Raw genomic sequence first — 26,619 nt, 5'->3', positions numbered from 1 at the left:
CCACTCGCTGTGGCGCATCGCCGCGCCGTACCCGGCGTGTCGCCGCGTCCGCCCCGGACGCGCGCTGCCGCGCCGGTCTCCCGCTTGATGGCAGAAGGACTTCCCATGACCATTCTCCGCGCCCGCCCCGCCCCGACCCTCGCGGTCGTCGCCGCGTTGGCCGCCGCCGTGACCGCGACCGGCACGGCCCTGCTCGTCGCGCCGGCCGCGGCCGCCCAGGGCTGCCGGGTCGACTACACGCCCAACCAGTGGCCCGGCGGTTTCACCGCCAGCGTCAAGGTCAGCCCGGGCGACACCGCCGTCTCCACCTGGACCGTCACCTGGACGTACGCCGGGAACGAGCGCGTCACGAGCGGCTGGAACGCCACGGTCAGCCAGTCCGGATCGACGGTGACCGCCCGCAACATGTCGTACAACGGAAGCATTCCGGCCGGTGGCGTCACCGAGTTCGGCGTGCAGGGCACGTACGGCACCAGCGGTGGAGCGCCGACCGGCTTCAGCCTGAACGGCGTACCGTGCAACGGCGTCGCGCCGACGACGCCCCCGCCGACGACGCCGCCTCCCACGACGCCCCCGCCGACGACGCCGCCTCCCACGACGCCCCCGCCGACGACGCCCCCGCCGACGACGCCGCCGCCGACGACGCCGCCTCCCACGACGCCGCCGCCGACCACGCCCCCGCCCACGACGCCCCCGCCGACGACGCCGCCGCCGGTCGGCTGTGCCGGAGCGGTGCTCTGCGACGGCTTCGAGAACCAGACCGGTTCGACACCGTCCGGCGACTGGGCCGTCGTGAGCCCGGACTGTTCCGGCGCCGGAACCGCCACCATCGACACGACCACCACGCACAGCGGCAGCCGAGCCGTGCGGATCAACGGGGCGGCCGGGTACTGCAACCACGTCTTCATCAGGTCGACGAAGAACCTCGGCAGCGTGGGCAGCGTCCGCTACGGCCGGATCTGGGTCCGGCACACCACCGCCCAGCCCACCGACCACACCACGATGATGGCGATGACCGACGCCGCCGACGGTAACCGGGACCTGCGGATGGGCGGCCAGAACGGCGCCCTGCAGTGGAACCGCGCCTCCGACGACGCGACCCTGCCGGAGCAGAGCCCGGCCGGGGTGGCACAGAGCGTGCCGCTGCCCACCAACCGGTGGACCTGCCTGGAGTTCATGGTGGACGGCTCGTCCGGTCAGCTCCGCACCTGGCTGGACGGCGCCGCCGTCGCGGGGCTGACCGCGGACGGCGTACCCACGCACGACATCGACGGGCAGTGGTACAACCGCACCTGGCGACCGCAGCTCACCGACCTGAAGCTGGGCTGGGAGAGCTACGGCAACGGGTCCGACACCCTCTGGTACGACGACGTCGCGGTCGGAGCCAGTCGGATCGGCTGCTGACCACCGGAGGTGGGATCGGGGGTGTGGCACGGTCGACGTGCCGCACCCCCGGCCGTCCCCGCGCGCACCGCTGGTCGGTGCCGGAACGGCCCACCTGGTGGAGGCTGGCCGACCGGCGCGACGATAGCCTGCTGTCATGGCGAGCGCCGAACTCCAGGAGCTGATCGTCGTGGACGCCGAGGCGCTGCGCGGGTGGCTGTCCGCCAACCACGCCACGTCGCCGGGCGTCTGGCTGGCCCTGACCAAGAAGGGCGGCACGGTCACGACGCTGACCTGGCAGCAGGCGGTCGACGAGGCGCTCTGTTACGGCTGGATCGACGGGCAGGCCCGCAAGCGGGACGAGGAGTCCTCCTGGATCCGGTTCACCCCCCGCCGTCCGCGCAGTATCTGGTCACAACGCAACGTCGCGCACGTGGCGCGGCTGGAGGCCGAGGGGCGGATGACGCCCGCCGGCCGGGCCGCGGTGGAGGCCGCCAAGTCCGACGGGCGGTGGGCGGCCGCGTACGCTCCGCCATCGGAAGCCGAGGTGCCGGCCGACCTGCTCGCCGCCATCGCCGCCGATCCCGCCGCCCAGGCCATGTTCGACGTGCTCACCAAAACCAACCGGTTCTCTCTCATCCACCGCGTCAACGCGGTCAAGCGGGTTGAGACCCGCGAGCGGAAGATCGCCGAGTTCGTCGCCATGCTCGCCCGCCACGAGACCCCGTACCCGCAGAAGGCCAGGCCGTCGAGCCCTCCGTCGTCGTGACCCGGGGGAGCGTCAAGTAGCCGTCCACTGGGTCCGGTCATCCTTGCCGGGTCCGAGTCACCCCCGAACGAAGGACAGCGGAAACCTCGTGTCCAGCCTCGCCCTGGTCGTGGCGGTCGGTGTCGCGATCCTGGTCGGTACGGGCGCGGCCCGTCGGCTCCGGATCGCTCCGCCGGTGCTGCTGCTGATCGCCGGTGTCCTCCTCGGCTTCGCCCCCGCGCTGCGCGGGGTGCACCTGCCGCCCGAGGCAGTCCTGTTGGTGTTCCTTCCGGTGCTGCTCTACTGGGAGGCGTTCTCCTCCTCACTGCGCGAGATGCGCCGGAACCTGCGGGTCATCGTGCTGCTGAGCACCCTGCTCGTGGTGGCGACGGCGGCCGGTGTGGCGGTCGCCGCGCACGCGCTCGGGCTCGGCTGGGGAGCGGCATGGGTGCTGGGCGCCGCCGTCGCGCCGACCGACGCGACGGCGGTCGGCGTCCTGGGCCGGATGCTGCCCCGTCGTATCGCGACCACGTTGCGCGCGGAGAGCCTGGTCAACGACGGTACGGCGCTGGTGATCTACACGCTCGCGGTCGGGATCACCCTGGGCGAGGAGCACCTGAGCGTCGGTCGGGTCGCCGGGTTGTTCGCCTTCTCGTACCTCGGTGGCATCGCGTCCGGCGCGGTCGTGACGTTCCTCGTCCTGCAGATCCGTCGCCGGCTGACCGACCCCTTCCAGCACAATCTGCTCGCGCTGCTGACACCCCTGACCGCCTACCTGATCGCGGAGGCGGCCGAGGTGTCCGGCGTCCTCGCGGCCGTGGTCAGCGGACTGTGGGTGGGCCGTGCCTCGCCACGCCTGTTCCCTGGTAACGCGCGCCGGCAGGTCCACACCGTCATGGAGTTCGTGACCATGCTGGCGAACGCCGCGCTGTTCGTCCTGGTGGGGCTGGAGGCGCAGTCGGCGGTGCGCGGGCTGGACCACACCGGTCTGGCACACGGCATGCTCGTCGCGCTCGTGGTCTGCGCGGTCATCGTCGCGGTGCGCTTCGGCTGGCTCTTCACCAGCCCGTACGTGATCCGGGCGATCGACCGGCGACCGCAGCAGCGGGAACGACGACTGAGCGGGCGTCCCCGGGCGCTCATGTCGGCGGCCGGGTTCCGGGGTGCCGTGTCGATGGCGGCGGCGCTGGCCGTACCGCACACGCTTCCCTCCGGAGCGGAGTTCCCGGACCGTGACCTCATCGTCTTCGTCACGGCTGTCGTGATCGCCGTGACCCTGCTGGTGCAGGCGCCGCTGATGCCCCGGGTGACGCGCTGGGCCGGGCTGGGCGCCGACTCCGAGGCCGAGCGGGAACGTCGGCAGGCCGAGATCACGTCCATGGACCGGGCGTTGGAGTCCCTGCCCACGATGGCCGCCGAGCTGGGCACGAGCGACGACGTGCACGAGCAGCTGCGCACGGAGTACGACCGCCGGCTGCGGGTGCTGCGCGACGGTGACGCCCCCGCCGGCCCGGACGAGGCCGCGGCCGACTACGAGAAGCAGTACGCCGACCTGCACCTCGCGGTCATCGACCACCGCCACGAGACCGTCGTGCGCATGCGCGACGCGGGCGAGATTGACGACGAGGTGCTTCGCCGGGTCCAGGACGGACTCGACCTCGAACAGGTCCACATGACCCAGCGCCGCGACAACGACAACCGCTAGGCCGGATCTTCAAAGGTTGGAGCAGCGCGGCGATGGTGACGGTGGCCTGGAACGAGGCCGCGATCAACACGGTCGGGGCCGGTCGCTGAGCGGCGGCGGTATTGCTGATGAGCGTGATGCCTGTGAGTCATCTAGATGACTCACAGGCATCACGCTCATCAGGGTGCTGTCGCCGTCAGTCGCACGGGCCCTGGTCGCTCGACCCGGATCGCGGCCATGACGTGGGTGAAGCGGGTGCAGTCGTTGACACACGGACTAAGGCCCGTCCACGCGGGCGGCGATGTCCCGCAGGGCGGCGATGTGGCCGCTCAGGGCCGACCGCCCGGCCACGGAGAGGTTGATCCACGTGCGGGGTCGCTTGCCCACGTAGCCCTTGCGCACCTCGACGTAACCGCGGTCGCTCAGGTTCGAGATCCGCTTGGAAAGGGCGGAATCGCTCAGGTCCATGGCGTCGCGGACGAACGCGAACTCGGCCCACTCGGTCCCCGCCAGCAGCGCCAGGATGGCCAGCCGGGTGGGATCGAGCAGGACCGGGTCCAGCTTCGGGTCGGCCGCCACGGTCAGGCCGGGCGGGTGAGGACGCGGCGCTGCCACCACGGCCCGGCGGCGGCCAGCAGGACACCACCCACCAGGCCGAACCACGCCCAGAGGTGCGGGACGTCCAGGGCGGTGGCGAAGGCCGCGCCACCGATCAGGAGGGCCAGCACCAGGGCCGACCACAGCAGGCTCGACGTGTCGGGGGTGGCCCGGGGACGCACCGGACGCCGCAGCAGCGCCGCTCCCCATCGGGTGTTGGCCGCCATCGAGGCGAGCAGAAGCAGGATGACGATGGTGGTGCCGTAGGTGCGCACGAAGTCCGGATAACGGTCGGCCACGATCCCGTACGCCGCGACGAGGATTCCGGCCGCGAGCCAGGTCCAGCGTGACCGGCTGGCGGCCGCCGCCGTCTGGTCCCGGCGCCGGTCGACGTCCTCGAGAGCTCGCCGTGCCTCTTCTGGGGTCGGGGTGGTGCTCATCGCGCAACTCCTTGAGCTAGGGAAAGTACTTGCTCGTACGGAAAGTTAACACTCACTTTCCGTACGAGCAAGTTGTTGCCGAACCGGTCAGCACGCTGCCGCGCCGACCGGCGTACGACCCGCCCGACAGCGCCGCGGACTCACTCCGGGAGCTGGTAGAGGCGGTAGCGGGTGACGGTGTCGAAGCCGATCTGCCGGTACACCGGCTCGCCCTCACTGCTCGCCTGGAGGGTGGCGATCCGCAGTCCGGCCGCGCGGGTGATGCGCAGCGCCTCGCGGGTGAGGGCGGTCGCGATGCCCTTGCGACGGTGGTCGGGGTGGGTGGCGATGCAGTACAGAGCGCCGACGTCGGTGCCGAGCGACAGGGTGCACGTGCCCACGGTGCGGCCGTCCACGATGCCGGCGAGGCGGATCACGTCCGGATAGGCGAAGGACAGTTCCCGGTCGACGACGAGCCCGAGGTCGCCGGGGACGCCGAGCGGCCCGGCGTACGCCTCGACGTACTCGCGCATCTCGGCCGGCGTGGCGGCGACCTGGATCCGCAGGTCGCTGGGGCCCTCGACCTCGGCCAGCGTGGTCACGTCCACCGCCATGACGGGCATGTCGGAGATCTGGGTCGCGCCGCGCGCGAGCAGTCCCTCGGCGGTGCCCTCGTCGCTGTCCGCACCCACCCACCAGCCCCAGACCGAGCCGGTCAGGTGCTTCCTCGCCTCCGTGATCGCGTCGTCGAGCTGCCGCCCGCGTACGCGCAGGACACCGTTGAGAAGCGGGTGCGGGATGTCGGTGCGATAGGTCGGCAGGTCGGTGTCGGGCTGGGCGCCGGCCCAACCGCACCAGTACGTGCGGTTCGCGGCGAGCTGTGGTTCCAGGTCGTGGATGGAGTACGTGGTCATACCCTCAGGACATGGCTCGGCGGGGGAAAGTTCGATTCCGCCGCGGATTCTCTAGAACCGGGGCGGCCGTGGGGTGTGCAGAAGGCGCACTTCGCGCACCAGGCCCTCTTTCTCCCTCAGCAACCAGGTCCCCCCGGGCGGGCAGTGGTGCGGATCCTCCGGCGGGTTGATGAAGGCGTTCTCCCAGATCGTGACGCCGGACCCGGCGAGCACTCCGGTGATCCTGGCAGCGACGCCGGACTCGTAGTCCTGCCGCATGACGGCGAAGACCGGTTCCCGACCGGTCGTCCGGATGCCGCTCGGCCACCAGAAGGTCATGTCCTCGGCCCAGCGGGCGGCCACCTTGTTCAGCCTGGCGCCGTCCGGCACCGCCGACAGGATGGTCGCCGCCTCCTGCTGTCGTTCGGCGCGCAGCGCCACGGTCTCGCCGTGCCGCTCGTCGTGCACACGGGGGAGGACCTCGGCCAACTGCCGGCGTGCCTCGCTCAGGCGACTACGGACAGTGCCGACCGGCGTACCGCAGAGGTCGGCGATCTGCTCGTACGAGTTGTTGTTGGTGAAGTACCGCAGCAACGCCACCGTCTGCGCGGCCGGCGACAACTGCTGGATCGCGTGCCAGACCCAGTCCCGCATGGCGCTGCGCTCGATGCGGGCGACCGGGTCGTCCAGCTCCGAGGCGAGCAGATTCTCGCCGGCCACCCCGACCGGAACGGGGATGCGGGCGCGGAGCATCGTCCGGCAGTTGTTGCGCACGATGGCGTGTAGCCAGGACCGCGCGGCGCCGGGGTCGCGCAGCTCACCGATGCGGCTGAACGCCGTGATCGCCGCATCCTGGCAGGCGTCCTCGGCGTCGGGCCGGGAGCCCAACAGACGGTGTGCCACCGCGAGCATGCCGGCGTAGTGGCGGTCGAGAAGCAGCGCGAAGCTGGCCGGATCGCCCTGCTGGGCGCTCCGGACCTGCTCGACCGTGTCGTCGGCCGACACGTGCGTCGAGGTCGGGAGAAGCATCCGGGAACGCTAGCTCGCCGGTGGGAAAAATCCATTAAGAGGATCGAACTTTCGTCTCGCCGGCGACGTCTGCTGAACATGGGTTACGAGACAGGACCTCGCCTCCGCAGGGCCGAGCCGGTCGGTGCGTGCCGCCTTCGACCCCGGTGTCGGCTTCCCCGCGCCCGGGATTGTCGGATCCTGCGGCGAACTGTCCGATCCAGTCGTCGTCAAGTAGACCTCCACTCGGTGGACGCAGCGTGATCAACGTGACGGACGATGTCGGCTCCGGTCGGACAGCGGAACCGGCGTCGCAGGGGGGACCGCGCCTGCAGATCATGGGCCCGCTGCGGGTCTGGCGCGGTGCGGCCGAACTCGACGCGGGCCCGCGCCAGCAACGCCGCCTCCTGGCGGTCCTGCTGGCCCGGCAGGGGCGTCCCACCACCACCAGCGATCTGATGGATCTCGTCTGGGGTCCAGATTCGCCGGCCAGCGCCGTGAACCTGATCCACAAGTACGTCGCGGCGCTGCGCCGCCTGCTCGAACCCGACCTGCCCGCGCGGGCCGTCGGCTCGTACCTGTTGCGGCACGGCAACGGGTACCTCTTCGTGGCCGAGCCGGAGACGCTCGACCTCGTCGCGTTCCGCCGCGACGTCTCGGCGGCCAAGTCCAGCCTGGCGCAGGACCGCCCGGACCAGGCGTTGGAGCAGTATCTCGACGCGCTGGGGCGCTGCCACGGTTCGTCCGGTGACGGGCTTCTCGACAGCGCCGCCGCCGCGGCGGTCTGCGCGGGCATCGACGGCGAGTTCTTCGACGCCGCGATCGCCGCCGCCGCGGTGGCCGTACGGCTGCGTCAGCCCGCCCGGGTCCTGACGCCGCTGCGGCTCGCGGCGACGATGGGTGAGCTCAACGAACCGGTCCACGCGAGCCTCGTGACGACCCTCGCCGCGGCGGGGCAGCAGGCGGAGGCGTTGGCCGTGTACGGCGTCATCCGGACGCGCCTCGACGAGGAGTTGGGCATCGACCCCGGCTACCACCTACAGGACGCCCATCGGCGGGCCCTCACCCAGACGGCGCTGACACCCGCCGAGGACGCGGACCCCGTGGTGGCCCGGCCGGCACCGCTGGTCCGCCCGGCGCAGCTCCCGCCGGACCCGCCCTTCTTCGTGGGCCGCGAGTCCGAACTGCTGATCCTGGGCGACCTGACCACGGGGATGCGGACCGCCGGGCGGACCAGTCCACTGGTGATCGCGATGGACGGCATGGGTGGAGTGGGCACCTCGACGCTCGCCACGCACTTCGCCCACCGGGTGGCCGACGAGTTCGCCGACGGACAGCTCTACCTCGACCTGCGGGGGCACCTCTGCGCGGGCGAGCGCCTGTCGGCCGACGACGCCGTACGCTCGCTGCTGCACATGGTGGGCGTGCCCGCCTCCGACGTGCCCGACACGTTCGACGCGCGGATCGGCACGTACCGCAGCATGACGGCCGGTAAGCAGATGCTCTTCCTGCTGGACAACGCCCACGACGCCGCCCAGGTGCGCCCGCTGCTGCCGAACTCGGCACGGAGTCTCGTGATCGTCACCAGCCGGCGGGCCCTCGTCGGCCTCGCGGCCTTCGACGGCGCGCACCTGCTCCGGGTCGACCCGCCCGACCTGCCGACGGCCCGTCGACTGCTCGAACGTCGTCTCGCCGGCCTGCCAAGCCGGTCGACCGACGACGGGAAGGGGGCCGGCACGGCCGACGAGATCATCGAGCTGTGTGGCCGGCTACCGCTGGCGCTGGCCATCCTGGCGGCCCGGATCGCCGCTCGTCCGGGCCTGTCGCTCGCCACCATCGCCGCCGAGCTGCGCGACAGCGCCCACCGGCTCGAGGCGTTCGCGGCCAGCCGCGGGTTGGTCGATCCCCGGACGGCCTTCTCGTGGTCCTATCGGCAGCTCAGTCCGGAGGCCGCCCGGCTGTTCCGACTGCTGTCGGCCGCCCCGCTGCCCGGTGTCACGGCCGAGGCCTGCGTGAGCCTCGCCGACCGCGGCCCGGACACCACGCGTGCCCTGCTCGCCGAGCTGATCGACGCGGCGCTGGTGAGCGAGCACGAGGACGGCAGACTCACGTCGCACGTGCTGGTCAAGGCGTACGCCGAGGAGCTGTGGGAGGCCGAGGAGCCGGCGGCGGAACGACAGGCGGCGCTCAGCCGCCTGCTGCAGCACTATCTGCACAGCAGCTACCAGGCGCAGCTTGCGTTGAACCCGAACCGTTCGCCGATCGAGCCGGCGCCGCCGCTGCCCGGTGTCGTCGTCGAGCGGCCGGGCACGCACGACGAAGCGATCGCCTGGTTCGACCGCCAGCGGGAGGTGCTCACGGAGGTGGTGCGCCTCGCCGCCGACGTCGGGTACGGCATCGTGCCGTGGCAGCTCGCCATCTCGATGCAGCAGTACCTGCAGTGGGCCGGACGCTTCCAGGACTGGGAGGACGTCATGCGCAACGCGCTACGTGCCGCGCGGGCACGCCACGACGTCGTCGGGGAAGCGCACGTCCTGCGCAGCCTGGCGGGCGCCCGGTACTTTCTCGGAGCCCACGAGGAGGCGCTCGGCCTGCTCGGCGAGGCCGCACCGACCTACCAGGACCGGGGCATGCGTCTGGAACAGGCGTTGGTGCACAACAACTGCCACCAGGTGCTCAGCGTGCTGGGCCGACACGACCGCGCGCTCACGCACAGCACGCAGGCGCTGGCGTTGTTCCGGCTGCTCGGCCACCGGCAGGGCGAGATCTGCAGCCTGCTGCGGATGGGACGGTCGTTGACCGCCCTGGGGCAGGTCGCTGAGTCGATCCAGGTGCTCCGGGAGGCGCTCGACCTCAACCAGCGGGCGGGGCGTGCGCACGAGGAGAGCGCGATTCGCGCCGCCGTCGCGGACAACCTGGTCGAGACCGGCCGGGTCGCGGAGGCGGTGACGGAGCTGGAACTCGCGGCGAGCACGGCGCGGCGCGTGGGGAACCGGCCGTCGCAGTTCGCCGCGCTGCGGCAGATGGCCGACGTGCTCATCGCCGTCGGTGACCTGCCCGGTTCCCGCCGGGCGTTCGAACAGGCGCGCACGCTGCTGCGGGAGTTTCCCGACGGCGGCACCGAGGGGATGCGTGCCTCGGTCACCCGACTGGCCCAGAAACTGGCGTGAGCGGGCGGTTTGTCGTGGCCCGCCCGGGGAAGCCGGGTCCCGTTGTCGAGGGCTGGCGCCACTGCGGCGACCAGCGCGGATGGGAGTACGCGTGAAGGCCGTCGTTTTCCACGGAATCGGTGACATTCGGGTCGACGACGTGCCCGAGCCCCGCATCGAACAACCCACGGACGCGATCGTCCGGGTCACCACAGCGGCGATCTGCGGCACCGACCTGCACTTCGTCCGCGGCACCATGCCCGGGATGTCGCCGGGCAAGATCCTCGGCCACGAGGGCGTCGGGGTGGTCGAGGAGGTGGGCTCGCAGATCCACAACTTCCGACCGGGTGACCGGGTGGTGATCTCGGCGGTGCTGGGCTGCGGGTCCTGCTGGTACTGCCGCCGGGGCCTCTTCGCGCAGTGCGACAACGCGAACCCGCTCGGACCGCGGACCGGTACGGCCTCGCCCGGCTCACCCGATATGCAGGGTCCGTTCAACGGCTTGCAGGCGGAGTACGCGCGCGTGCCCTTCGCGCACACCAACCTGATCTCCCTGGGCGAGAACGTCACCGAGTCGCAGGCCATTACGCTGTCCGACATCTACCCGACCGGCTACTTCGGAGCGGTCCTCGCCGATGCCGACGATGGCAAGGTGGTGACGGTCTGGGGTTGCGGTCCGGTGGGTCAGTTCGCCATCCTCTCCGCGTACCAGCGTGGCGCGTCCCGGGTGATCGCGATCGACGGGCACGCCGACCGGCTGGAGCATGCCCGTGGCCGTGGCGCCGAGGTGATCAACTTCAACGAGGTGGACCCGGTCGACGCCATCATGGAATTGACGAACGGTATCGGCGCCGACTGCGCCATCGACGCCGTCGGAGTGGACAGTGAGAGCGCCAAGTCGGGACCTGCGGCGGGCAAGGACGCCGAGCGCAACGCCGAGGAACAGCGCACCATCTCCCCGAACCTCGACAGCCAGGGCCAGGACGGGCACTGGAAGCCGGGTGACGCGCCCAGCCAGGCGCAGACCTGGGCGGTCGACAGCCTCGCCAAGGTCGGCACGCTGGGCATCGTGGGTGTCTATCCGCCCGGCGACCGGTACTTCCCCATCGGTGTGGCCATGGGACGCAACCTGACCATCCGCGCCGGCAACGGCAACCATCCCCGGTACATCCCCAGGCTGGCGGCCATGGTCGCCTCCGGTCAGGTCCGTCCGGAGGATGTCGTGACGGAGCACGAACCGCTGACCGACGCCGTTGGGGCGTACCGGGAGTTCGACCTGCGCAGCCCCGGCTGGCTGAAGGTGGCCCTCGGCACCACCTGAGTTCCTCGGGGCCGACTGCGGCAGCACCCGCCCTGAACCGATTCCGGACCTGTTCCGTGTGAGGGGCGAACGGTTTCCGGACCTCCTGGGAGCCGGGTGACTGCTGGAGATTTCCGATGATGCGCAACCACGTGACACCCCTCATCGCCGCGCTGGCCGTCGGCGCGGTGACGCTCACGGCGTGCGGCCCGAGCCAGGTGCCACCCGGCCCAGCGCGGGCCGCCGACCTGAGCGGCAGCCCGGCGGCATCACCACAGGGCGGGGCCGGTGTCGCCGACCTCGCCCTCACGTCCGGCACCGCGAAGTCCAACAACGCGGCTCAGGGCACCGGTGACTGGGCGGTACCCAACGGCGGGGTGGCGACCGGGGCCGCCCGCGAGTCGGCGCAGCGCTGGGTCCAGCTGACCGTGGGCCGGGCGGGCAAACTCGACCCGGTCGTCGTCAACGGCGCGGGACTGACCCTGTACCGGTTCGACAAGGACAGCAACAACCCGCCGACGTCGAACTGCGACGGTGACTGCGCCACCACCTGGCCGCCGGTCACGGTGACGCCGGGCGGCAAGATCTTCGTCGCGGGGGTCAAGGCCGAGGCCGTCGGTACGGTCCGGCGCTCGGACGGCAGCCGGCAGGTCACCATCGGCGGCTGGCCGGCCTACCGCTTCGCCAAGGACACCAAGCCCGGCGAGACCAAGGGGCAGGGTGTCGGGGGGACCTGGTTCGGCGTGACCCCGACCGGCGGCAAGGCCGGCGCGTCCGGTGGCGAGCAGCCCGGCGCGGAGTCGCCGGCCCCGCCGGCCACCAGCGCCGTCTTCTTCGACGACACCAACTTCGGCGACGGCGCTGGCTCGCAGGGGGTCGCCGGCACCGGCTGCCGGAACCTGAGCCGCCCGGGTGTCTCCTCCTCGGTGGCGGCGCCCGGCTCGCTCAAGCTCTGGGCGGGCCCGGACTGCACCGGCCGCTCGAAGGTGATCAACGGGGACGTCGCGGATCTGGCGACCGTCGACTTCGACAACGCGGTCGTCTCGGTGCGCCTGGGCTGATCCCGGCGGTGCGGCTCGCGCCGGCCCGGCCACTGGCCGGGCCGGCGCGTTGCTGTCTGTCGCTGCTGGTGGTATGCCCTACAGCGTCGCGCTGACGTACACCGTGCCGTCGGTCGTCTCCACCCGGACACTGCCGATCTGGGCCTCGTCGATCAGGGCACTGCCGTCCAGGGTGACGCCCTCGGCGGCCCCGCGCTCCGACACCAGCCAACTGCCCGCCAGTACCGTGCTGCCGTCCTTGCCGACGACCAGTAGGCGACAACGCTGGCCCTGCGGGATGCCGGACACCGTGGCGTTGAGGCGTACCCAGCCGGGGGCCGGCTGGACGGCGACGGCGAGACGAGCGCCGGTGCGCGGATCGGCCGCGCTGGCGGAGCGGACCGCCCGGTCGGCCGGGACGCTCGGGCTCGGCTGCGGCGCGGTCGCGTCCGTCGTCGTGTCGCCCCGGGGAACGAGGAAGGCGCCGCCGAGGACGGCCGAGGCGACGACCGCCGCGGCGACCCCGGTCACGGCGTGCCGGCGGCGGCGCTCGTCGGCGGCCTCGCCGCGGATCTGCCGCAGGGTGCGCTGCAACAGCAGGTCGCCGTCCTCCGGCGGGCCGTCGAGCAGCATCACGTCGGGTACGTTCTCGAGCGCGTCCGTCCACGTCCGCAGTGATTCGACCTCGGCCCGGCACTGCGCACAACCCGCCAGGTGCTCCTCGGCTCGGCGGGCCGAGGACTCGTCGAGCGCGCCCAGCAGGTAACCGCCGACGTCGAAGTGGTCGGCGTGGGGCGATGAGCTGTCGGATGTCATGAGGCAGGCCGTTCCACCCCGGCGCGACGCTCGGCGAGATCGCGGAGGGCTCGGAGTGCGTAGTAGGAGCGGGACTTCACGGTGCCCGGCGGGATCCCGAGGACCTGGGCGGCTTCCGCGACTGTACTCCCGCGCAGGTAGACCTGCTCGAGCACCTGTCGGTGTTCGATCGAGAGGCGATTGAGGGCGTCCGTCACGACGATCGAGTTGACCACCTGGTCGGCGTGGTCACGCTCGACCGCGGATTCCGTCGGGCCGTCGGGCACCTCGGGTGGCCGCGCGTTCCGGGCGCGGACGGTGTCGGTCACGATGTTGCGGACGACCGTCAACAGCCAACCCCGTACCGAGCCCTTGCCGTTGACCAGACTGTCGGGGTGACGCCACGCGCGTACCAGCGCTTCCTGGACGACGTCCTCCGCGGCCGCGCGGTCGCGGGTCAACTGTGTCGCGTAAGCGAGCATCGCGCGTCCGTGCTCCTCGAATATGGACCGGACCAGTGCCTCGCCTGCCACTTCGCGCCGACGAACAGGTCCTGATCCCGCCATTGCTACCACCCTTTTGCCGACCCTCACGTCTCCGGCGTGCCCGCCGGTTGTCTACGGGGCCTCAGGATGCACGTCCTGTTAGTACCGTTAGTTGATCAATAAAAGATTTGTCTACTGACCCACGTCGAGACCGATTCGAGACGTCAACCGTCGCCGATGCGTTTCCGGCGGCACCACCCCGCTGGGGCGCAGACGTCACGTCCGAGCCCCAGCGGGGTGGTGCGTCACGGGGCGGTCGGTGACGGCTCGCCCTCGACGGCGACGTCCCGCAGCGCATCCGCGAACAGGCGCATGGAGCGAGGCCCGCCCGGATTCAGCAGGACGTCGACGCCGTCCGGGAGCAGCGTCAGCAGATCACCCAGGTCGACCTGCCGCCACTCGGCGGCGTCGACCCGGGCCTGGTCCACCACCCCGGTCGCGACGAGCACACACGGCACGTCGTCGGGCGCCGGTGCCACGATGACCTCACCCTCGCTGTCCAGCGCGACGTCCACGAGGCTGTCCCGCAGCGCCAGGAGCACCACGTCGACCCCCGCGCGGCCGGAAGCGACCAACTGCGCGGCGGCGTCCACCGGGCTGGTGGGCGCCCCCGGGTCCTCCGGCCGGTACAGCGGATTCGCGGTGAAGCGGCCCACGGTGCCGTCGGGCTCCACCAGCCAGCCACCGACGATCGCCTCCACCGGGGGCACGTCGGTCGCGTCCGCCGCACCCTCGTCGGGCGCGCTCCAGCGCGCGTCCGTCAGCAGCATCCAGTTTCGCTGCCGGTCACCGTTGTCGTTCTCGTTCATCACTTTGCCCCCTTGCCCTTCGGCTTGAGCTCTGCAAATTCGCCGCCGTTCTGCACCGCCAACGTCGCGATGGGCCGGCCCGGGCTGGTCACCAGACCGTCCACGTCCACGCCCTCGGTGGTGACGACCACCTCGTTCGCCGCGAAGATCTTTCGCCGGTTGCCGAGAGCAGCCATGGCGTCGGCGAAGTCCTGCCCCGCAGAGCCGGAAGCGTTGGCGAAGTTGCAGGAGATCAGGGCGATGGACCTCTTCGAATTGGGATCGAAGAGTTCGTTGTGGTGCAGAACCTTCGCGAACTCTCCACCCGGGACGTGCAGCAGCTTGCCGTTCGCCAGCCGTACGGCGGCACCGTTCGGGTTGCCGTGCGCGATGACCAGGGTGGGATCGTTTCTCAGGCCGGCCCAGGGCGGGGGAAGGAACTCGTTGCCCGCGAAGCCGGTGTCGGTACCGGGCAGTTTGCGGACCGCCTTCGTCCCCGGGTCGGCGGCCGTCCCGCCGATGTTCCGGCCGAAGGCGAGGTTGGCGTCGGTCCGGGCCCAGCTGGTGAAGTTGTCGTTGTCGGTGGCCCTGCTCGGGAAGAGCACGCCGACCAGCTTGCCGTTGTTGTCCACCAGCGGGGTCGACTCGACGTCCGAGGCGTGGAACGTCTTGAGGTGGCCCTTGCTGTTCTGGCCGATGATCAGGGTCGGGTCGTTGGCCTGCTTCTTCTTGGCGGCCTTGAGGTCCCGGTTGAACCGCAGGTCGAACAGCTTCATGTCGATCTTGTTGAACACGCCCTTGATGACCTTGCCGAGGCCGACCTCGGTGACGTTCGCGTCGATTCCGCGCCCCGGCGCCGCGCCGGCGCCCGGCACGCTGCGGCTGCCGCCGGTGACCTCCTTGGTGCTGTTCCTGATGCCGTCCGCGACGCTGCCGGGGCGAATCTTGCCGGCGAACTTGTTGGCGAACTTGAGGACCCGGCTGACGATGCGTCCGCCGGGTACGAGGCCGAGGGCGAGTCCGCCGGCGGCGAGGGCGATCTCGGCGGGGTCGCCGCCGAGGGCTGCGGCGGCGAGGTCGATGGCGCCGGAGAGGAAGCCGATCGCCGAACCGAGGGGTGGGAAGATGAACGAGGCGACCACGGAGAGCACGTCCAGGATGGTGGTGATCCACTCGATGACGGTGCTCTGCAGGAAGTCGATGAACGCGTTGAACGCTTCGACGATCTTGTCCCAGAGGGATCGTTGTGGTGCGTCCTTGGCGAGTTGACGCAGGGTGTCGGCGGCGGTGCGGGCGGCCTGGTCGCGTAGGGCGGTGGCCTGGCCGAGGAGCGACTTCGCGCCATCGAGTGCCTGTTGGGCGTCGGCGGCGCGGTTCTTGGCGGCGGTCGCGTCGTCGGTGGCCTGTTCCTTGGCGTCCGGAGTGGTCGTGGTGTCGGCGTTCATGACGAGGAGCGCGGCCGCCGCGCTGACGGCCGCCGCCTGGGCGGCGCTCTGGTCCCCGGCCGCCTGTCGGGCCTGGTCGAGGGCGCGCAGGGACATGGTCTGCGCCTCTTCCAGCGAGGGCAGGTACCGCAGGTACGCGTCGGCGGCGCTGGCGTAGGAGTTCGCCATCCCGTCCAGGCGTCCCGGCAGTTTGCCGATCAGGTCGCGGAAGGCGTCCATGGCCTTGCCCTGACCGACGTCGATCTGGCTGCCGGACGCGAGCAGGTCGTGCGCCTCCTGGGTGGTTCTGGCCAGCTCCTGGTACGCCCTGGTGATCTCCTCGAAGGACTCCGGATCACCCGGCACGGGATCTGAGTCGAGCTGCAACACGGACCACTCGGCGTCGCCCGGACGCGTCATGACGAACCTCCCCATCGCATCGTCAGGCCGGCGCCCGAGCCATCCGCCGGGAGCCGAGTCGCACACGTAGCGCGGGGTGGATCGGTTCACCTGGTGAACCGGGCCGGCCGCCGATCCGTGTACGCCCCAGTTGCCGAGACGGGTCGGGAGGGTGCGGAGATGAGCGATGCGATGAGCAGGCCGGCGGGGGAGTGCGCGCGATGAGCGAGATCCTCGTTCCGGGCGCGGAGTTGGAACGCGTACACGAGCTGCTGCGGCGTACCAAGGAGTTGATGGACAGCGCGTCGGTCCGGTCGATGGGCGCGGTGGTCGACACGCTCGGGCAGCGCGGCCTGGAGGACGCCGCCCGGCACTTCGAGAAGCGGTGGGGCGACGGTCGGCACGTCGTGGGCAAGGACCTCGGGGGCGTACGCGACGCCGCGAAGGCCGTCGCCGACGCGTTCCGGGAGACCGACACCCAGACGGTCAACGCGTTGACCGCGCCGGACCAGCAGGCGGCACAGTGAGCGCCCCGACCCAGGCCCATGCCGCGACGCCCACCCCGACCGGCTTCGAGCTGCGCACCCCGCAGGCGTGGGTCGACTTCGCGGTGGCCGACGAGGCGAGCGAGAACCGGCTCGGCGAGGAGGCGCGGGGCCACGCCCTGACCGGCGGGTTCACCGCCGACCAGGCGGGCCGCTTCGCCGAGCAGGTACGCCGGTCGGTACGCCAGGCCCGGCGCGGTGGCGCGGTGCACGCGGCCGGCGTCTTCGAGATGTACGAGGACGGCCCGCTCACCGCCACCGTGGTGGTCGCGGTGGTCACGCCACCGGCCAACGGCGACATCCTCGGCGCGTTGACGGCGGTGGCGCACCCCAACCGGGCCGACGGGACCTGGCGGCGGGTGACCACCGCGACGATTCCCCGCATCGGCACCGTCGGTCGGGTGTACGGCATCCAGAACGTCGTCCAGGACGGCGTCACGATGCGGTGCGCGGTGATGCACACCGTCGTACCGATGCCGGGATCGGCGGACGTCGTGGTGGTCACCGGGTCGAGCCCGAACCTCGCGGAGGCGGAGGACATCTTCGAACTCTTCGGCGCGATCACCGAGTCCCTGGCGTTCACCTGGGACGACGACCGGCCGGTGCTGGCCGCGCGGCCGGAGCCTACGGGTACGACCGACGCCTGAGCGGTGATCGACGAGGGGGACACCGCAGCGCGGTGTCCCCCTCTCGTTCGGGTTCTACTCCGCTGGCGTCACCAGTGACCGCAGTGCCACCGGATCGGTGCGGGGCACCTGCACCAGGCGGACGGTGCCGTCGCCCAGGTGCAGCAACGCCCGACCCAGGCGTCCCCCGCCGAGCTGGCCCCGGCTCAGCTTGGCGCCGATCAGTTCGCCGTCACCGAGGCCCTGTGGGCTGAGCAGCGCGCCCTGCCGGTTGCGCCGGGCGTCGACGTGCCAGCCGCCGAAGCCGCCGGACAGGCCGTCGATGGTGCCCGCCATGACCAACCCGAGCCCCCGTTCCGCGCCGGTTCGGGCGATCTCCCCGAGGTCGCTGCCCGCGTCGCACTTGAGCAGCAGCTCGGCGTCGTCGAGCACGACCACGGCCGGTCCGCTCCTGCGCTCCAGCGCGGCCGTCAGAACGGCGGAGGTGAGGTTCTCGTTCGCGACGAGGTCGAGCACACCGGGGAGGTCGGCCAGCTCGCGTAGCGGCGATCTGCGGGGCGCCGCCACGACCACCTCGGTCCCCCTGCGCAGCAGGGTGGCGACCATCGTCAGCAGCGCGGTGCTCCGTCCCGAACGAGGTGGACCCGCCAGGACCAGGGTCGGGACGACCGTCAGGTCCGGCCCGATCGCGGTGAGCTCGTCGCCGCCCACACCCAGCATCGTCCACAGCGGCCCGTCGGGTCGGTGGAGCGTCTCGGTGTCCGCGAGGGTCAGCTCGTCGGGCAGCACGTCGATCCGGAACGGGCGGTCGCCGGGCGCGAGGTCCGCGTCCCGCCGCCGGGCCGTCTCGGCGATGTCGGCGAGTACGCGCGCCTGCCCCTGACCCGAGGTGTCCTCGCCGAGCAGCGCGATCTGCGCCTCGGCGCCGTCGGACGCCCGGATCGCGCGACCCGCCTCGATCTCGTCCGGCAGTTGCCGATGGTTGATGCCGACCATGCTGTAGTCGCCGCGTTCGGTCAACCGCAACACCAGCTTGTCGTCGGTGGTGGACGAGATCCGGCTGGAGAACATCGCCCGGTCACCCGCGAGCACCACGTGGATGCCCGCCCCGGCGCCCTCGCGCAGCAGGGTCAGCAGAGCGGCCATGATCGTGCCGTTGTCGTAGTCGGCGAAGGTCTTGTCGAAGACCTCGAACCGGTCCAGGAGCACCAGGATGTGTGGCGGTCGCTCACCCGGGGCGGCACCCGTCCGGTACTCCACCATGCTCGCCGAGCCCCGGGTGGCGAGCAGCTGCTGCCGCCGGCCCAGTTCGGCGACGAGACGGGCGAACAACCGGCCGAGCCGCTCCGCCTCGGTGCGCTGCACCACCGCCCCGCAGTGCGGCAGGCCGTTGAGGGCCAGCAACGCCCCGTTGCCGCAGTCGACGCCGTAGAGGTGGACGTCCGCCGTGGACTGGACGCGGGCGACCGCCCCGGCGATCGTCCGGAGCGTCTGCGATCGGCCGCTGCGCGAGGAGCCGATGACGTGCAGGTGCCCGAGCGTGGAGAGGTCCAGTGCCAGCGGCACCTGGTCCTGCTGGGCCGGAAGGTCCACCAGCCCGTAGGCGACCGCCGGGAGGTGGTAGTCGGTGGCGCGGGCCGGGGGCAACGCGTCGACGGTCAGCGAGGTGGGCAGCGCCGCCAACCAGGGGCTGTGCTGGGCCGGGATGCCGAGCCGTTCGCTCGCGTCCCGGATCGCCGTCACGAGCACCGCGAGGTCGGTCAGCTCGGCCGACGGCGCCGCCTCGCCGGAGCGGCGACGTGGCGCGGGGCGACCGAGGTCGGGGAAGGACAGTGGCGCTAACCAGGGGGCCGGGCGGTCGGTGCTGCGCGCGCCGGGGCGGAACCCGCCGACCCGGCCGGCCTGGAACGGCACCAGCGACGACTGGGCGAGACGGACGAAGGCGCGACCGGGCGTCGACTTCGAGATGGCGGCCGCGTCCGGGGCGTTCAGCACGTCCTGGCTCTCGCTGCTGTCGGTGACCCGCAGGGCGATGCGCAGGTTGGTGTTGGCCCGGATCTCGGGGGAGACCACGCCGCCCGGTCGCTGGGTCGCCAGCACCAGGTGGATGCCGAGCGACCGGCCGCGCTGGGCGATGTTGACCAGACCGGTCACGAAGTCGGGCAGGTCACGCACCATCGACGCGAACTCGTCGATCACGATCAGCAGGCGCGGCATCGGGACGCGGGACGGCTCGCGGCGCAGCAACTCCACGTAGTCGTCGATGTCCTTCGCCCCGGCCTCGGCGAGGATGTGTTCGCGTCGGCGCAGCTCCGCCGAGAGCGACGTCAGCGCCCGGCCCACCAGGTGGGTGTCCAGGTCGGTCACCATGCCGACGGTGTGCGGCAGGAGGACGCAGTCCTTGAACGCGCTGCCGCCCTTGTAGTCGACGAGCACGAACGTCATCGCGTCCGGACGGTTGGCCACGGCGAGCGAGGCGACGAGGGTCTGCAGCAGCTCCGACTTGCCGGAGCCGGTGGTGCCGGCCACCAGGCCGTGCGGTCCGTCCCGTTTCAGGTCGAGCGCGAACGGCCCGTCGAGCGACACCCCGAGCACCGCCTCGGTGGTCCGACCACCCGAGGTCCACCGGGCCGTCACCGCATCCGGCTCCGGCGGCTCCATTCCGAGTACGTCGAGCAGCCGACTCGACCCGGGCAGGGCGCTCTCCTCGTCGGCGCCACCGATGTCCCGCAGCGGCGCCAGCGCCCGCGCCGTCCGGTACAGCCACTCCGGCGACACGACGTCCGGGTGGACGTCGCCGATCGGGGCGGCGAGGGTCTGCGTCACCAGCAGCGACCCGTCCTCCTGCTGGGCGACGACCGCCTGGCACTCCTCGGGCAGCAGCCGCTCCTCGGCGTCGAGGCAGATGGCGTACACCCCGACCGCCGGTCCTTCGCGCAGGATCTGGGTGACGCCGGGCAGGGACCGGAGTTTGCGGGCGCCGTCGAGCACCACGAGGATGTCCCGGAACGCTCCGCTGCCCCGCTCGCCGGAGCGGGACGAGATGATGGCCACCAGCTCGCCGACCCGGCGGGCCAGCGTCTGGGTGTCGGTGCCGACCGTGGCGAGGGTGTCCTGACCGTCGCGGGGCCGCAGGTGCGGCAGCCACCCCGCCCAGGCCCAGCCGCTCTCGTCGGCGGTGCCGCAGAGCAGGTAGATCTGCAGGTCCTCCGGGCTGTGCAGGGCACTGGCCTGGGCCATCATCCACCGGGCCGTCGTACGCGCGACGGCGTCGCCGGCCACCCCCACGACACCGTGCTTGCGTACCGGCACGGTCGCCGGTACGTCGAGGGCGCTCCACCGGACCTCACGCCGGTTCTCGTCCTGGCTCAGGTCGCGGAGCACCACGTCCGACGGCAGGTCCGCGCTGCCGACCCGCAGCTCCAGGAAGTCAGGATCGGTGCGGCGTCGCTCCCACAGCCGACGCTGCGGGCCGGTGGCGATCAGCCCCATCGACGCGGGATCGGGAAAGTCGTCCCGGCGGACCGACCGTTCGGCGGCCAGCGCCTCCTCGGCCTCGCCGCTGATGCGGGCCCGCTTCTTCTCGTACTCGGTGAGCCGGGAGCGGTAGGTGGCCCGGCCCTGACGCCGCGCGCCGATCTGGCCGGCGATCAGCACCAGCGGCGACAGGATGGCGAAGAGCAACGTGAGCGGGTTGCGGGTGACGACGAACGCGGCACCGGAGAGCACGACCGGCGCCAGCACGGTGATCAGCGTGAGCGGCCGTCGCTCCGGAGGCGCCGGCGGCCCGGGAAGCGTGAACTGGGTGGTCCGCGCCGCGGGCAGTAGGCGGGGCGGACGGTTGTAGTCGAGGCCCGTACGGTCCTCCGAGATCTGGAGCGCCGCCTCGTCCCGCAGGGGGCGGCGAAGCTCCAGCAGGGAGGAGCCCGCGGCGAGTTGCGCTCCGGGCTTCCAGATCCGCTCCTGCTCGTCGACCTCCACCCGGTCGAGCAACAGGCCGGGCTCCATCGGACGGAGCCAGCACTCCCCGTCCTCGGTCACCCGCAGCCGGGCGAGCACGGGAGCGAGCGGGTCGTCGTGTACGCGGACGTGGTTGTCGTCGGCGGCGCCGACGGCGTGCTCGCCGATGGCGAGCGGGTACAGGTTGCCGGCGCCGAGACCGCTGACCACCCGGATCTCCAGCGGACCGGCCGCCGGTGGCGGTGACACGGACGTCGGACGATCCAGCTCGACGACGCTGCCCTGCCACAGCGGGGCGTCGGCGAGCGTCAGCCCGGGGTCGAGGGGAGCGCCGGCGACGAAGATCGTCGGTGCTCGGGTGCCGGGTTCCGGACGGCGCCCCGCCAGCACCTCGGCGAGCTCCGCGACGGTGGAGTCGAGGGCGGCCTCGACCTGGTAGTCGGTTGCGGGGGTGGACTGATCCGTGACGGTGAGCAGCAGGCGCACGGGTATCTCCTGGTCGGGCGATCCGTCGGGAACACGGTCGGGGCCGCGTGGTGATCGCTCACCACGCGGCCCCGACCGTTTGTCGCGTCAGCGGCTGAGGCTGGCGGCGGTCTGCGTGTCGGTCTCCGAGAAGGCGTCGCTGACCTGCGTGAGGTACTGGCTGATGCCCTCCATGCCGTGCAGGGTCTGGTCGACGCTGCCCTTGTACTCCTCGAAGTACGGACCGAACTGCTGCTGCGCGCCCGGGGTGTTGTAGCCACCCTGGATCAGCGTGTCGATCTTGCTCTTGGCCTGGGTCATCCCGTCCAGCAGAGTCTGCATGTTCTGCTGCAGCCAGCTCGCGGACTCCTGGATGTCCTCGCTGACGATGTGGTACGTGGCCATGTCGCCCTCCCGTATTCCTGTGGTTCTGCGGGTCGGCGAGCGGTCCCCTCGTGGACCGTCTTGCGCCGATGCCGCCACCCACACGGATGCTCGCGCCATCCGGTTCAGGGCAAGTTCGAATCCGTCCGGGCTGTCCGTCGCGGTACGGCGATGAACCGATTCGGTACGGCGTCCGTGTGGGTGCCGGACCTGTGCACGAGCCCGGTCCACACCGAATACGAGGTGGAGCGAACATGGTGCAGAGAGCGCGGATCGCGATCGCGGTGATCGGCCTGGCGGCGCTGACCGCGTGCGGGGAGGCCACGGGGGCGGGCGGCACCGCGAGCGCGCCGACCCAGGGGGCGTCCGTGGCCGCGTCGGTCACCGCGACCGCGGACCCGGGCCCGCAGGTCATCGAGGTCAGCCCGGTGCCGCCGCCGACCGTGGCGAAGACGCAGCGCCGCGTCCAGATCTTCAGCGGGCCGTCCGACGTCGCCGTCTCCGGTAGCCCGGACCGCGGTCAGGGCAGCAACGTGGTGCGGTTGCGGGCCATGGAGCAGCCTGACATCGGCACGTACGTCGCGGACGGCCAGGGCAGGACGCTCTACCGGTTCGACAAGGACTCGGCGAAGCCACCGAAGGCGACCTGCGCGGGTGACTGCGCCAGGACCTGGCCCCCGTTGCTCATCTCGTCACCCGGCCGGATCTATCCCGACGGCGTCGACCCCCAACTCGTCGGGTACGTCGAGCGGGCCGACGGCACCTGCCAGGTGACCATCGGCGGCTGGCCGGTCTACCTGTTCGCCAAGGACACCGCGCCCGGCGAGATCCGGGGCCAGGGAGTCGGCGGCACCTGGTTCGCGGTCGCCCCGACCGGCGCGAAGACGAAGCCGCTACCGGAGGTCGTCACCGTGCCCACCCCCACCGCCCGCTGAGACCGTGGAGTCGACGATGAGCCCGGACGGCGCGTCCGACAGCCCGGCGGTCACCGGCGCGGGGGCAGCCCTGCGGGCACCCCGCTGGAAGCCGGCTCCTGGGCCGCAGTGGGGGCCGGCGGCGACCGTGCCGACGGCGAGACGCTGGCGGCCCGCTCCGAAACTCGTGGTGGCCGTCGCGGTTCCGGTCGTCCTCCTGGTCGTCGCGGGGACGGTCGTGGCCGTGACCCGGCCCGACCTCCCGCGACCGAAGGTCCTCGACACGGCCGCCCTGCAACGCCAGGTGCTGACCGTGCTCCGGGCCGACTACGGGCTGAACGCGGACACCGTCGCCTGCCCGGTCGACCAGCCGGTCATCGAGGGCCACCGGTTCACCTGCACCGCCGAGGTGGACGGGGCCACCGTCACGACCTGGGTGACGGTCCGGTCCACGGGCCAGTTGGAGGTCGCGCGCCCGAAGTAGCCGGCCAGGGCGGGCGGGTTCGCTGCCGGGCCGGCCGGGTCGGTAAGAGTTCGTCACGAGGCTGGTAACTGGCCGACCGTAGCGTCGGGGCCGGGCCGATCGCCGGTTGCCGGACGTGCCGGTGGCGGGCCCGCTCGTAGACCAGCTCGTTAAGGACCAGGCACCAGCGATGACAACGGCTCCCCACACCTGTGCGGCGTCCGCCCGGACTCCCGCGCTTGACGAGTTGATGGCCGAGAACTTCGGGCCGCTGCTCACCTTCGTCGAGAGGCTCGTGGTGGACCACCACCTCGCCGAGGACATCGTGCAGGAGACGTTCATCCACGCCTGGCAGAAGGGCGCCCGCCTCCGCCCCATCGAGGTCCCGATCGGCGACTGGTTGATGACGGTGGCGCGTGACCTGGCCGTCGCGTCGCTGCGGGAGGTCGCCGTCGGGCGGGAGAGGATCGAGCCGGAGGTCGACGCTGCCCAACCGGACCACGCGGACGCCGCCGTCGCCGCGGCCGAGGCGGTCTCGATGCTGCGCCGGCTGTCCGTCGAGCACCGCGCGGTGCTGCTGCACACCTACCTGGCGGGACGGACCACCCACCAGACGGCCCGTGCGCTGGGCGTCCCGGTCCGGACCGTCCGTTCCCGGCATCAGGACGCGCTCCACACCCTGCGGACGAGCCGCCCGGCGGCCTGACCGGGCCGGTTCGCCCGCCAGCTCAGGCGGGGGAGCGCAACCGCGAACCGGAGGCGTCAACGATCCGTTTCGCGCCGTGCACGGTGACCCCGGTCAGCCGGATGCCCCCCAACGTCTCGGGGATGTGCGGATCGGTGGCGAGGACGCCGTCGCGGACGTCGAGCCCGAGCATCGTCCGCAGGAAGAGCAGGGGCGCCCCGCTGGCCCACGCCTGGGGGTTGCAGGCGGTGGGGTAGGGCACGGGTCGTCGGCCCAGTGACCGGTCGTACCCGGAGAACGCCTCGGGCAGGCGGTAGTCGAAGTGGGCCGCCGCTTCGAGCAACGCCATCGCGATGCGGTTGGCCTCGTGCCGGTGGCCGTACCGGGCGAGCCCGGCGGCGATGATCGAATTGTCGTGCGGCCACACGGTCCCGAGGTGGTAGCCGATCGGGTTGTACCCCACGTCCGCGGTCGACAGCGTCCGTACGCCCCAGCCGGAGAACATCTCGTCGGACATCAGGTGCCGCGCCACCAGGGCCGCCCGCTCGGGCGGAACGATCCCACTCCACAGCAGGTGGCCCATGTTCGAGGTCATCGAGTCGATGGGGCGTTTCTCCGCGTCCAGGCCGATCGCGTAGTAGCCACCGCGCTGTGGCAGCCAGTAGTCACGGTTGAACCGCTCCCGCAGATCGGCGGCCTCGGTCCGCAGCCGTCGCGCCAACGGGGCGTCGGCCCACGGCCCGTCGGCGAGTTCCGCGGCGCGTACCTTCGCGTCGTAGGTGTAGCCCTGGATCTCGCAGGTGGCGACCGGCAGGTCGGGGAGCCTGCTGTCGGCGAACTGCACGCCGTCCGGCGAGTCGCGCCAACACTGGTTGCGCATGCCGTTCGGAGAGCGCGTGCCGTACTCGACGTACCCGTCACCGTCGCGGTCCCCGAACTCGTCGATCCACCGCAGCGCCGCGTCGGCGTTGGGCCGCAACTGCCGCACCAACGCGTCGTCGCCGGTCCACCGCCAGTACTCGGAGAGCAGGATCAGCCAGAGCTGGGTGGTGTCGGCAGCGCCGAAGCAGGGGCCGTAGGGCTCGATGCCGAGCTGCGTCAGCTCACCGGAGCGGAACTCGTGCAGGATCTTGCCGGGGTCCTGGTCGCTGAAGTCGTCGACGACGGTGCCCTGGTGCGCGGCGAGAGCGACCAGCGCCCCGCGCGCGACGTCCGGACCGCAGGTGATGCTCTGGTACGCCGTGATCAGCGTGTCCCGGCCGAACAGAGTCAGGAACCAGGGCATGCCGGCGGCCAGCAGCACGACCTTCTGGCCGTTGATCTCCTTGACGATGCGCATCGACACCAGGTCGACGGCCGTCTTGTGGTAGACGTTGCGCAACAGCTCCGAATCCGCGCTGAGATCCGGTTTGTTGGTCGTCCACCGCGATGCCACGTCGTCGGGGTCGGTGGCGTGTGCCTCGCCGAAGACACGGCTGGTCGGCTGGAAGTCCGTACCCTGACAGTTCAGCAGCACGCGCACCTCGCACCCCCAGGTGTCGCCGCGCTCCAGGCGCACTTCCCAGGCCAGCGAGTCGCCCTCGACCCGGTCGGCCGGGGGACTGGCCTCGACGGTGGTGCCGGCCGACCAGCCCGAGTTCCGGTAGGAGAAGAGCAGGGCGGAGCCGTCCCGCCGGTGGTTCCGTCGGATGTCGGCGAGCCGGCTCCGCCCCGCTCGCTTGATTTCGAAGAGGTCGGCGAAGTCCACGCCGACATCCAGCCGCAGGCGTACGGAGACCGGTTCGACGCCGAAGTACTGCAACTCGATCCGCTCGTACATGCCGTCCCCGACGAACCGCTCCCGGCGCAGCCCGATGCCGTTCGCCCGCAGGTTCGGTAGCTCCGGGTTGGCGAGGAAGAAGGCCGCGGAGTAGGCGTCGACGGTGCTGGCGCTGAGCACCAGCGGGGCGTGTCCGTCGAGGGTCATCTCCCAACGGCTGAGGTAACGGGTGTCGTCGTGCACCAGTCCCGCAATGGAATCGGCGGGCACGTCGCCGACAGCATTGGACAACATGAAGGTTCGGCCCTCGAATATGCCAACGGAATCGGAGCCGAGTTCCGGAGGCATGTCACGGTTGGCTCCGCCGTGAGGGCGTTCCTGCTGTTTCGTCGGCCGAGAATTCATGGCACCCGCACCTCCCCGTTGGCAGGGGCGGCCCCGCCGTACACGCTCGCAGTCTAGGAGCCGAAAGGGCAGTCTCGCGGCCGTATCGCCTGGAATCCACGGAGTCGGCGAAAAAGCGACGAACGGCGTCGGAGAGGCCCTGCCTCGTGTATTCCGCGCAGTGACATTTCTATTGTCGGGTGCCGTGCTCCACCGTTTCGTCCGGATCGCGTCTCGGTGACGGGTCGTCCTCGGCCGCGCA

General features: G+C 71.7%; 22 protein-coding genes. 11 read left to right on the top strand and 11 right to left on the bottom strand.

What is annotated here, in order from left to right:
• Positions 1-105: 105 nt before the first annotated feature.
• From AB0I89_RS05615 to AB0I89_RS05605, 3 genes are all read left to right on the top strand, one after another.
• Positions 106-1,404 (top strand): cellulose-binding domain-containing protein, encoded by a 1,299-nt coding sequence (locus AB0I89_RS05615; RefSeq protein WP_357120630.1) that lies wholly within the window; start codon positions 106-108, stop codon positions 1,402-1,404.
• Positions 1,405-1,540: 136 nt separating this feature from the next.
• Positions 1,541-2,152: a YdeI/OmpD-associated family protein gene (locus tag AB0I89_RS05610; RefSeq protein ID WP_357120627.1), complete on the top strand. Its 612-nt coding sequence runs from the start codon at positions 1,541-1,543 to the stop codon at positions 2,150-2,152.
• 88 nt (positions 2,153-2,240) lie between these two features.
• The gene (locus AB0I89_RS05605) at positions 2,241-3,836 is read left to right on the top strand and encodes a Na+/H+ antiporter (RefSeq protein WP_357120624.1); all 1,596 of its coding nucleotides are present in this window, start codon (positions 2,241-2,243) and stop codon (positions 3,834-3,836) included.
• 255 nt (positions 3,837-4,091) lie between these two features.
• Here the strand turns inward: AB0I89_RS05605 and AB0I89_RS05600 are convergent, their stop codons facing one another.
• The 4 genes from AB0I89_RS05600 to AB0I89_RS05585 all read right to left on the bottom strand — a co-directional run bounded on the left by AB0I89_RS05600 (position 4,092) and on the right by AB0I89_RS05585 (position 6,753).
• Positions 4,092-4,394, bottom strand: coding sequence for a transcriptional regulator (locus tag AB0I89_RS05600; protein ID WP_357120621.1), 303 nt, complete (start codon positions 4,392-4,394; stop codon positions 4,092-4,094).
• Positions 4,395-4,396: 2 nt separating this feature from the next.
• Positions 4,397-4,852, bottom strand: coding sequence for a hypothetical protein (locus tag AB0I89_RS05595; protein ID WP_357120618.1), 456 nt, complete (start codon positions 4,850-4,852; stop codon positions 4,397-4,399).
• 140 nt (positions 4,853-4,992) lie between these two features.
• Positions 4,993-5,745, bottom strand: a complete 753-nt coding sequence (locus AB0I89_RS05590) for a GNAT family N-acetyltransferase (RefSeq protein WP_357120615.1) — start codon at positions 5,743-5,745, stop codon at positions 4,993-4,995.
• 51 nt (positions 5,746-5,796) lie between these two features.
• Positions 5,797-6,753 (bottom strand): sigma-70 family RNA polymerase sigma factor, encoded by a 957-nt coding sequence (locus tag AB0I89_RS05585; RefSeq protein ID WP_357120612.1) that lies wholly within the window; start codon positions 6,751-6,753, stop codon positions 5,797-5,799.
• A 248-nt stretch (positions 6,754-7,001) separates the two neighbouring features.
• Between AB0I89_RS05585 and AB0I89_RS05580 the strand changes: the two genes are divergently transcribed.
• From AB0I89_RS05580 to AB0I89_RS05570, 3 genes are all read left to right on the top strand, one after another.
• Positions 7,002-9,902, top strand: coding sequence for a BTAD domain-containing putative transcriptional regulator (locus AB0I89_RS05580; protein ID WP_357120609.1), 2,901 nt, complete (start codon positions 7,002-7,004; stop codon positions 9,900-9,902).
• Between the two features lie 91 nt (positions 9,903-9,993).
• Positions 9,994-11,202: an alcohol dehydrogenase catalytic domain-containing protein gene (locus tag AB0I89_RS05575; protein ID WP_357120607.1), complete on the top strand. Its 1,209-nt coding sequence runs from the start codon at positions 9,994-9,996 to the stop codon at positions 11,200-11,202.
• 119 nt (positions 11,203-11,321) lie between these two features.
• A complete protein-coding gene (locus tag AB0I89_RS05570; RefSeq protein WP_357120604.1) occupies positions 11,322-12,242 on the top strand; it encodes a hypothetical protein in 921 nt (306 codons plus the stop codon).
• A 78-nt stretch (positions 12,243-12,320) separates the two neighbouring features.
• Here the strand turns inward: AB0I89_RS05570 and AB0I89_RS05565 are convergent, their stop codons facing one another.
• The 4 genes from AB0I89_RS05565 to AB0I89_RS05550 form a co-directional block, all read right to left on the bottom strand.
• Positions 12,321-13,037, bottom strand: coding sequence for a zf-HC2 domain-containing protein (locus tag AB0I89_RS05565; protein WP_357120601.1), 717 nt, complete (start codon positions 13,035-13,037; stop codon positions 12,321-12,323).
• The gene (locus tag AB0I89_RS05560; RefSeq protein WP_357120815.1) at positions 13,034-13,534 is read right to left on the bottom strand and encodes a sigma-70 family RNA polymerase sigma factor; all 501 of its coding nucleotides are present in this window, start codon (positions 13,532-13,534) and stop codon (positions 13,034-13,036) included. The genes AB0I89_RS05565 and AB0I89_RS05560 overlap by 4 nt, the downstream gene beginning before the upstream one ends.
• Positions 13,535-13,806: 272 nt before the next feature.
• Entirely contained in the window at positions 13,807-14,370 is a 564-nt protein-coding gene (locus tag AB0I89_RS05555) for a type VII secretion system-associated protein (protein WP_357120598.1), read from the bottom strand.
• The gene (locus tag AB0I89_RS05550) at positions 14,370-16,193 is read right to left on the bottom strand and encodes a putative T7SS-secreted protein (RefSeq protein WP_357120595.1); all 1,824 of its coding nucleotides are present in this window, start codon (positions 16,191-16,193) and stop codon (positions 14,370-14,372) included. The genes AB0I89_RS05555 and AB0I89_RS05550 overlap by 1 nt, the downstream gene beginning before the upstream one ends.
• A gap of 200 nt (positions 16,194-16,393) precedes the next feature.
• On the opposite strand from AB0I89_RS05550, the gene AB0I89_RS05545 reads away from it, so the two are divergent.
• Positions 16,394-16,699 (top strand): hypothetical protein, encoded by a 306-nt coding sequence (locus tag AB0I89_RS05545; RefSeq protein ID WP_357120592.1) that lies wholly within the window; start codon positions 16,394-16,396, stop codon positions 16,697-16,699.
• On the top strand, positions 16,696-17,364 hold the full coding sequence (locus AB0I89_RS05540; protein WP_357120589.1) for a hypothetical protein: 669 nt from the start codon (positions 16,696-16,698) through the stop codon (positions 17,362-17,364). Before AB0I89_RS05545 ends, AB0I89_RS05540 begins: the two co-directional genes overlap by 4 nt.
• Before the next feature lie 54 nt (positions 17,365-17,418).
• Here AB0I89_RS05540 and AB0I89_RS05535 read toward each other — a convergent pair whose 3' ends face one another.
• Complete coding sequence (locus tag AB0I89_RS05535; protein WP_357120586.1) at positions 17,419-21,789, bottom strand: FtsK/SpoIIIE domain-containing protein; 4,371 nt, start codon at positions 21,787-21,789, stop codon at positions 17,419-17,421.
• Positions 21,790-21,876: 87 nt separating this feature from the next.
• The gene (locus AB0I89_RS05530; RefSeq protein ID WP_007457407.1) at positions 21,877-22,173 is read right to left on the bottom strand and encodes a WXG100 family type VII secretion target; all 297 of its coding nucleotides are present in this window, start codon (positions 22,171-22,173) and stop codon (positions 21,877-21,879) included.
• A 233-nt stretch (positions 22,174-22,406) separates the two neighbouring features.
• Here AB0I89_RS05530 and AB0I89_RS05525 point away from each other — a divergent pair, with 233 nt between their 5' ends.
• From AB0I89_RS05525 to AB0I89_RS05515, 3 genes are all read left to right on the top strand, one after another.
• The gene (locus AB0I89_RS05525; RefSeq protein ID WP_357120583.1) at positions 22,407-23,087 is read left to right on the top strand and encodes a hypothetical protein; all 681 of its coding nucleotides are present in this window, start codon (positions 22,407-22,409) and stop codon (positions 23,085-23,087) included.
• A 16-nt stretch (positions 23,088-23,103) separates the two neighbouring features.
• Entirely contained in the window at positions 23,104-23,550 is a 447-nt protein-coding gene (locus AB0I89_RS05520; RefSeq protein ID WP_357120580.1) for a DUF4333 domain-containing protein, read from the top strand.
• 169 nt (positions 23,551-23,719) lie between these two features.
• Complete coding sequence (locus AB0I89_RS05515; protein WP_357120577.1) at positions 23,720-24,235, top strand: sigma-70 family RNA polymerase sigma factor; 516 nt, start codon at positions 23,720-23,722, stop codon at positions 24,233-24,235.
• Positions 24,236-24,257: 22 nt separating this feature from the next.
• On the opposite strand, the gene AB0I89_RS05510 is transcribed toward AB0I89_RS05515, so the two are convergent.
• Positions 24,258-26,321, bottom strand: a complete 2,064-nt coding sequence (locus tag AB0I89_RS05510; protein ID WP_357120574.1) for a glycogen debranching N-terminal domain-containing protein — start codon at positions 26,319-26,321, stop codon at positions 24,258-24,260.
• Between the last annotated feature and the right edge of the window lie 298 nt (positions 26,322-26,619).

Source organism: Micromonospora sp. NPDC049801 (genome assembly GCF_040656575.1).
Classification (GTDB): domain Bacteria; phylum Actinomycetota; class Actinomycetes; order Mycobacteriales; family Micromonosporaceae; genus Micromonospora.
Note: the sequence above shows the minus strand (reverse complement) of the source record. Positions and strands in the feature narration are given on the sequence as shown.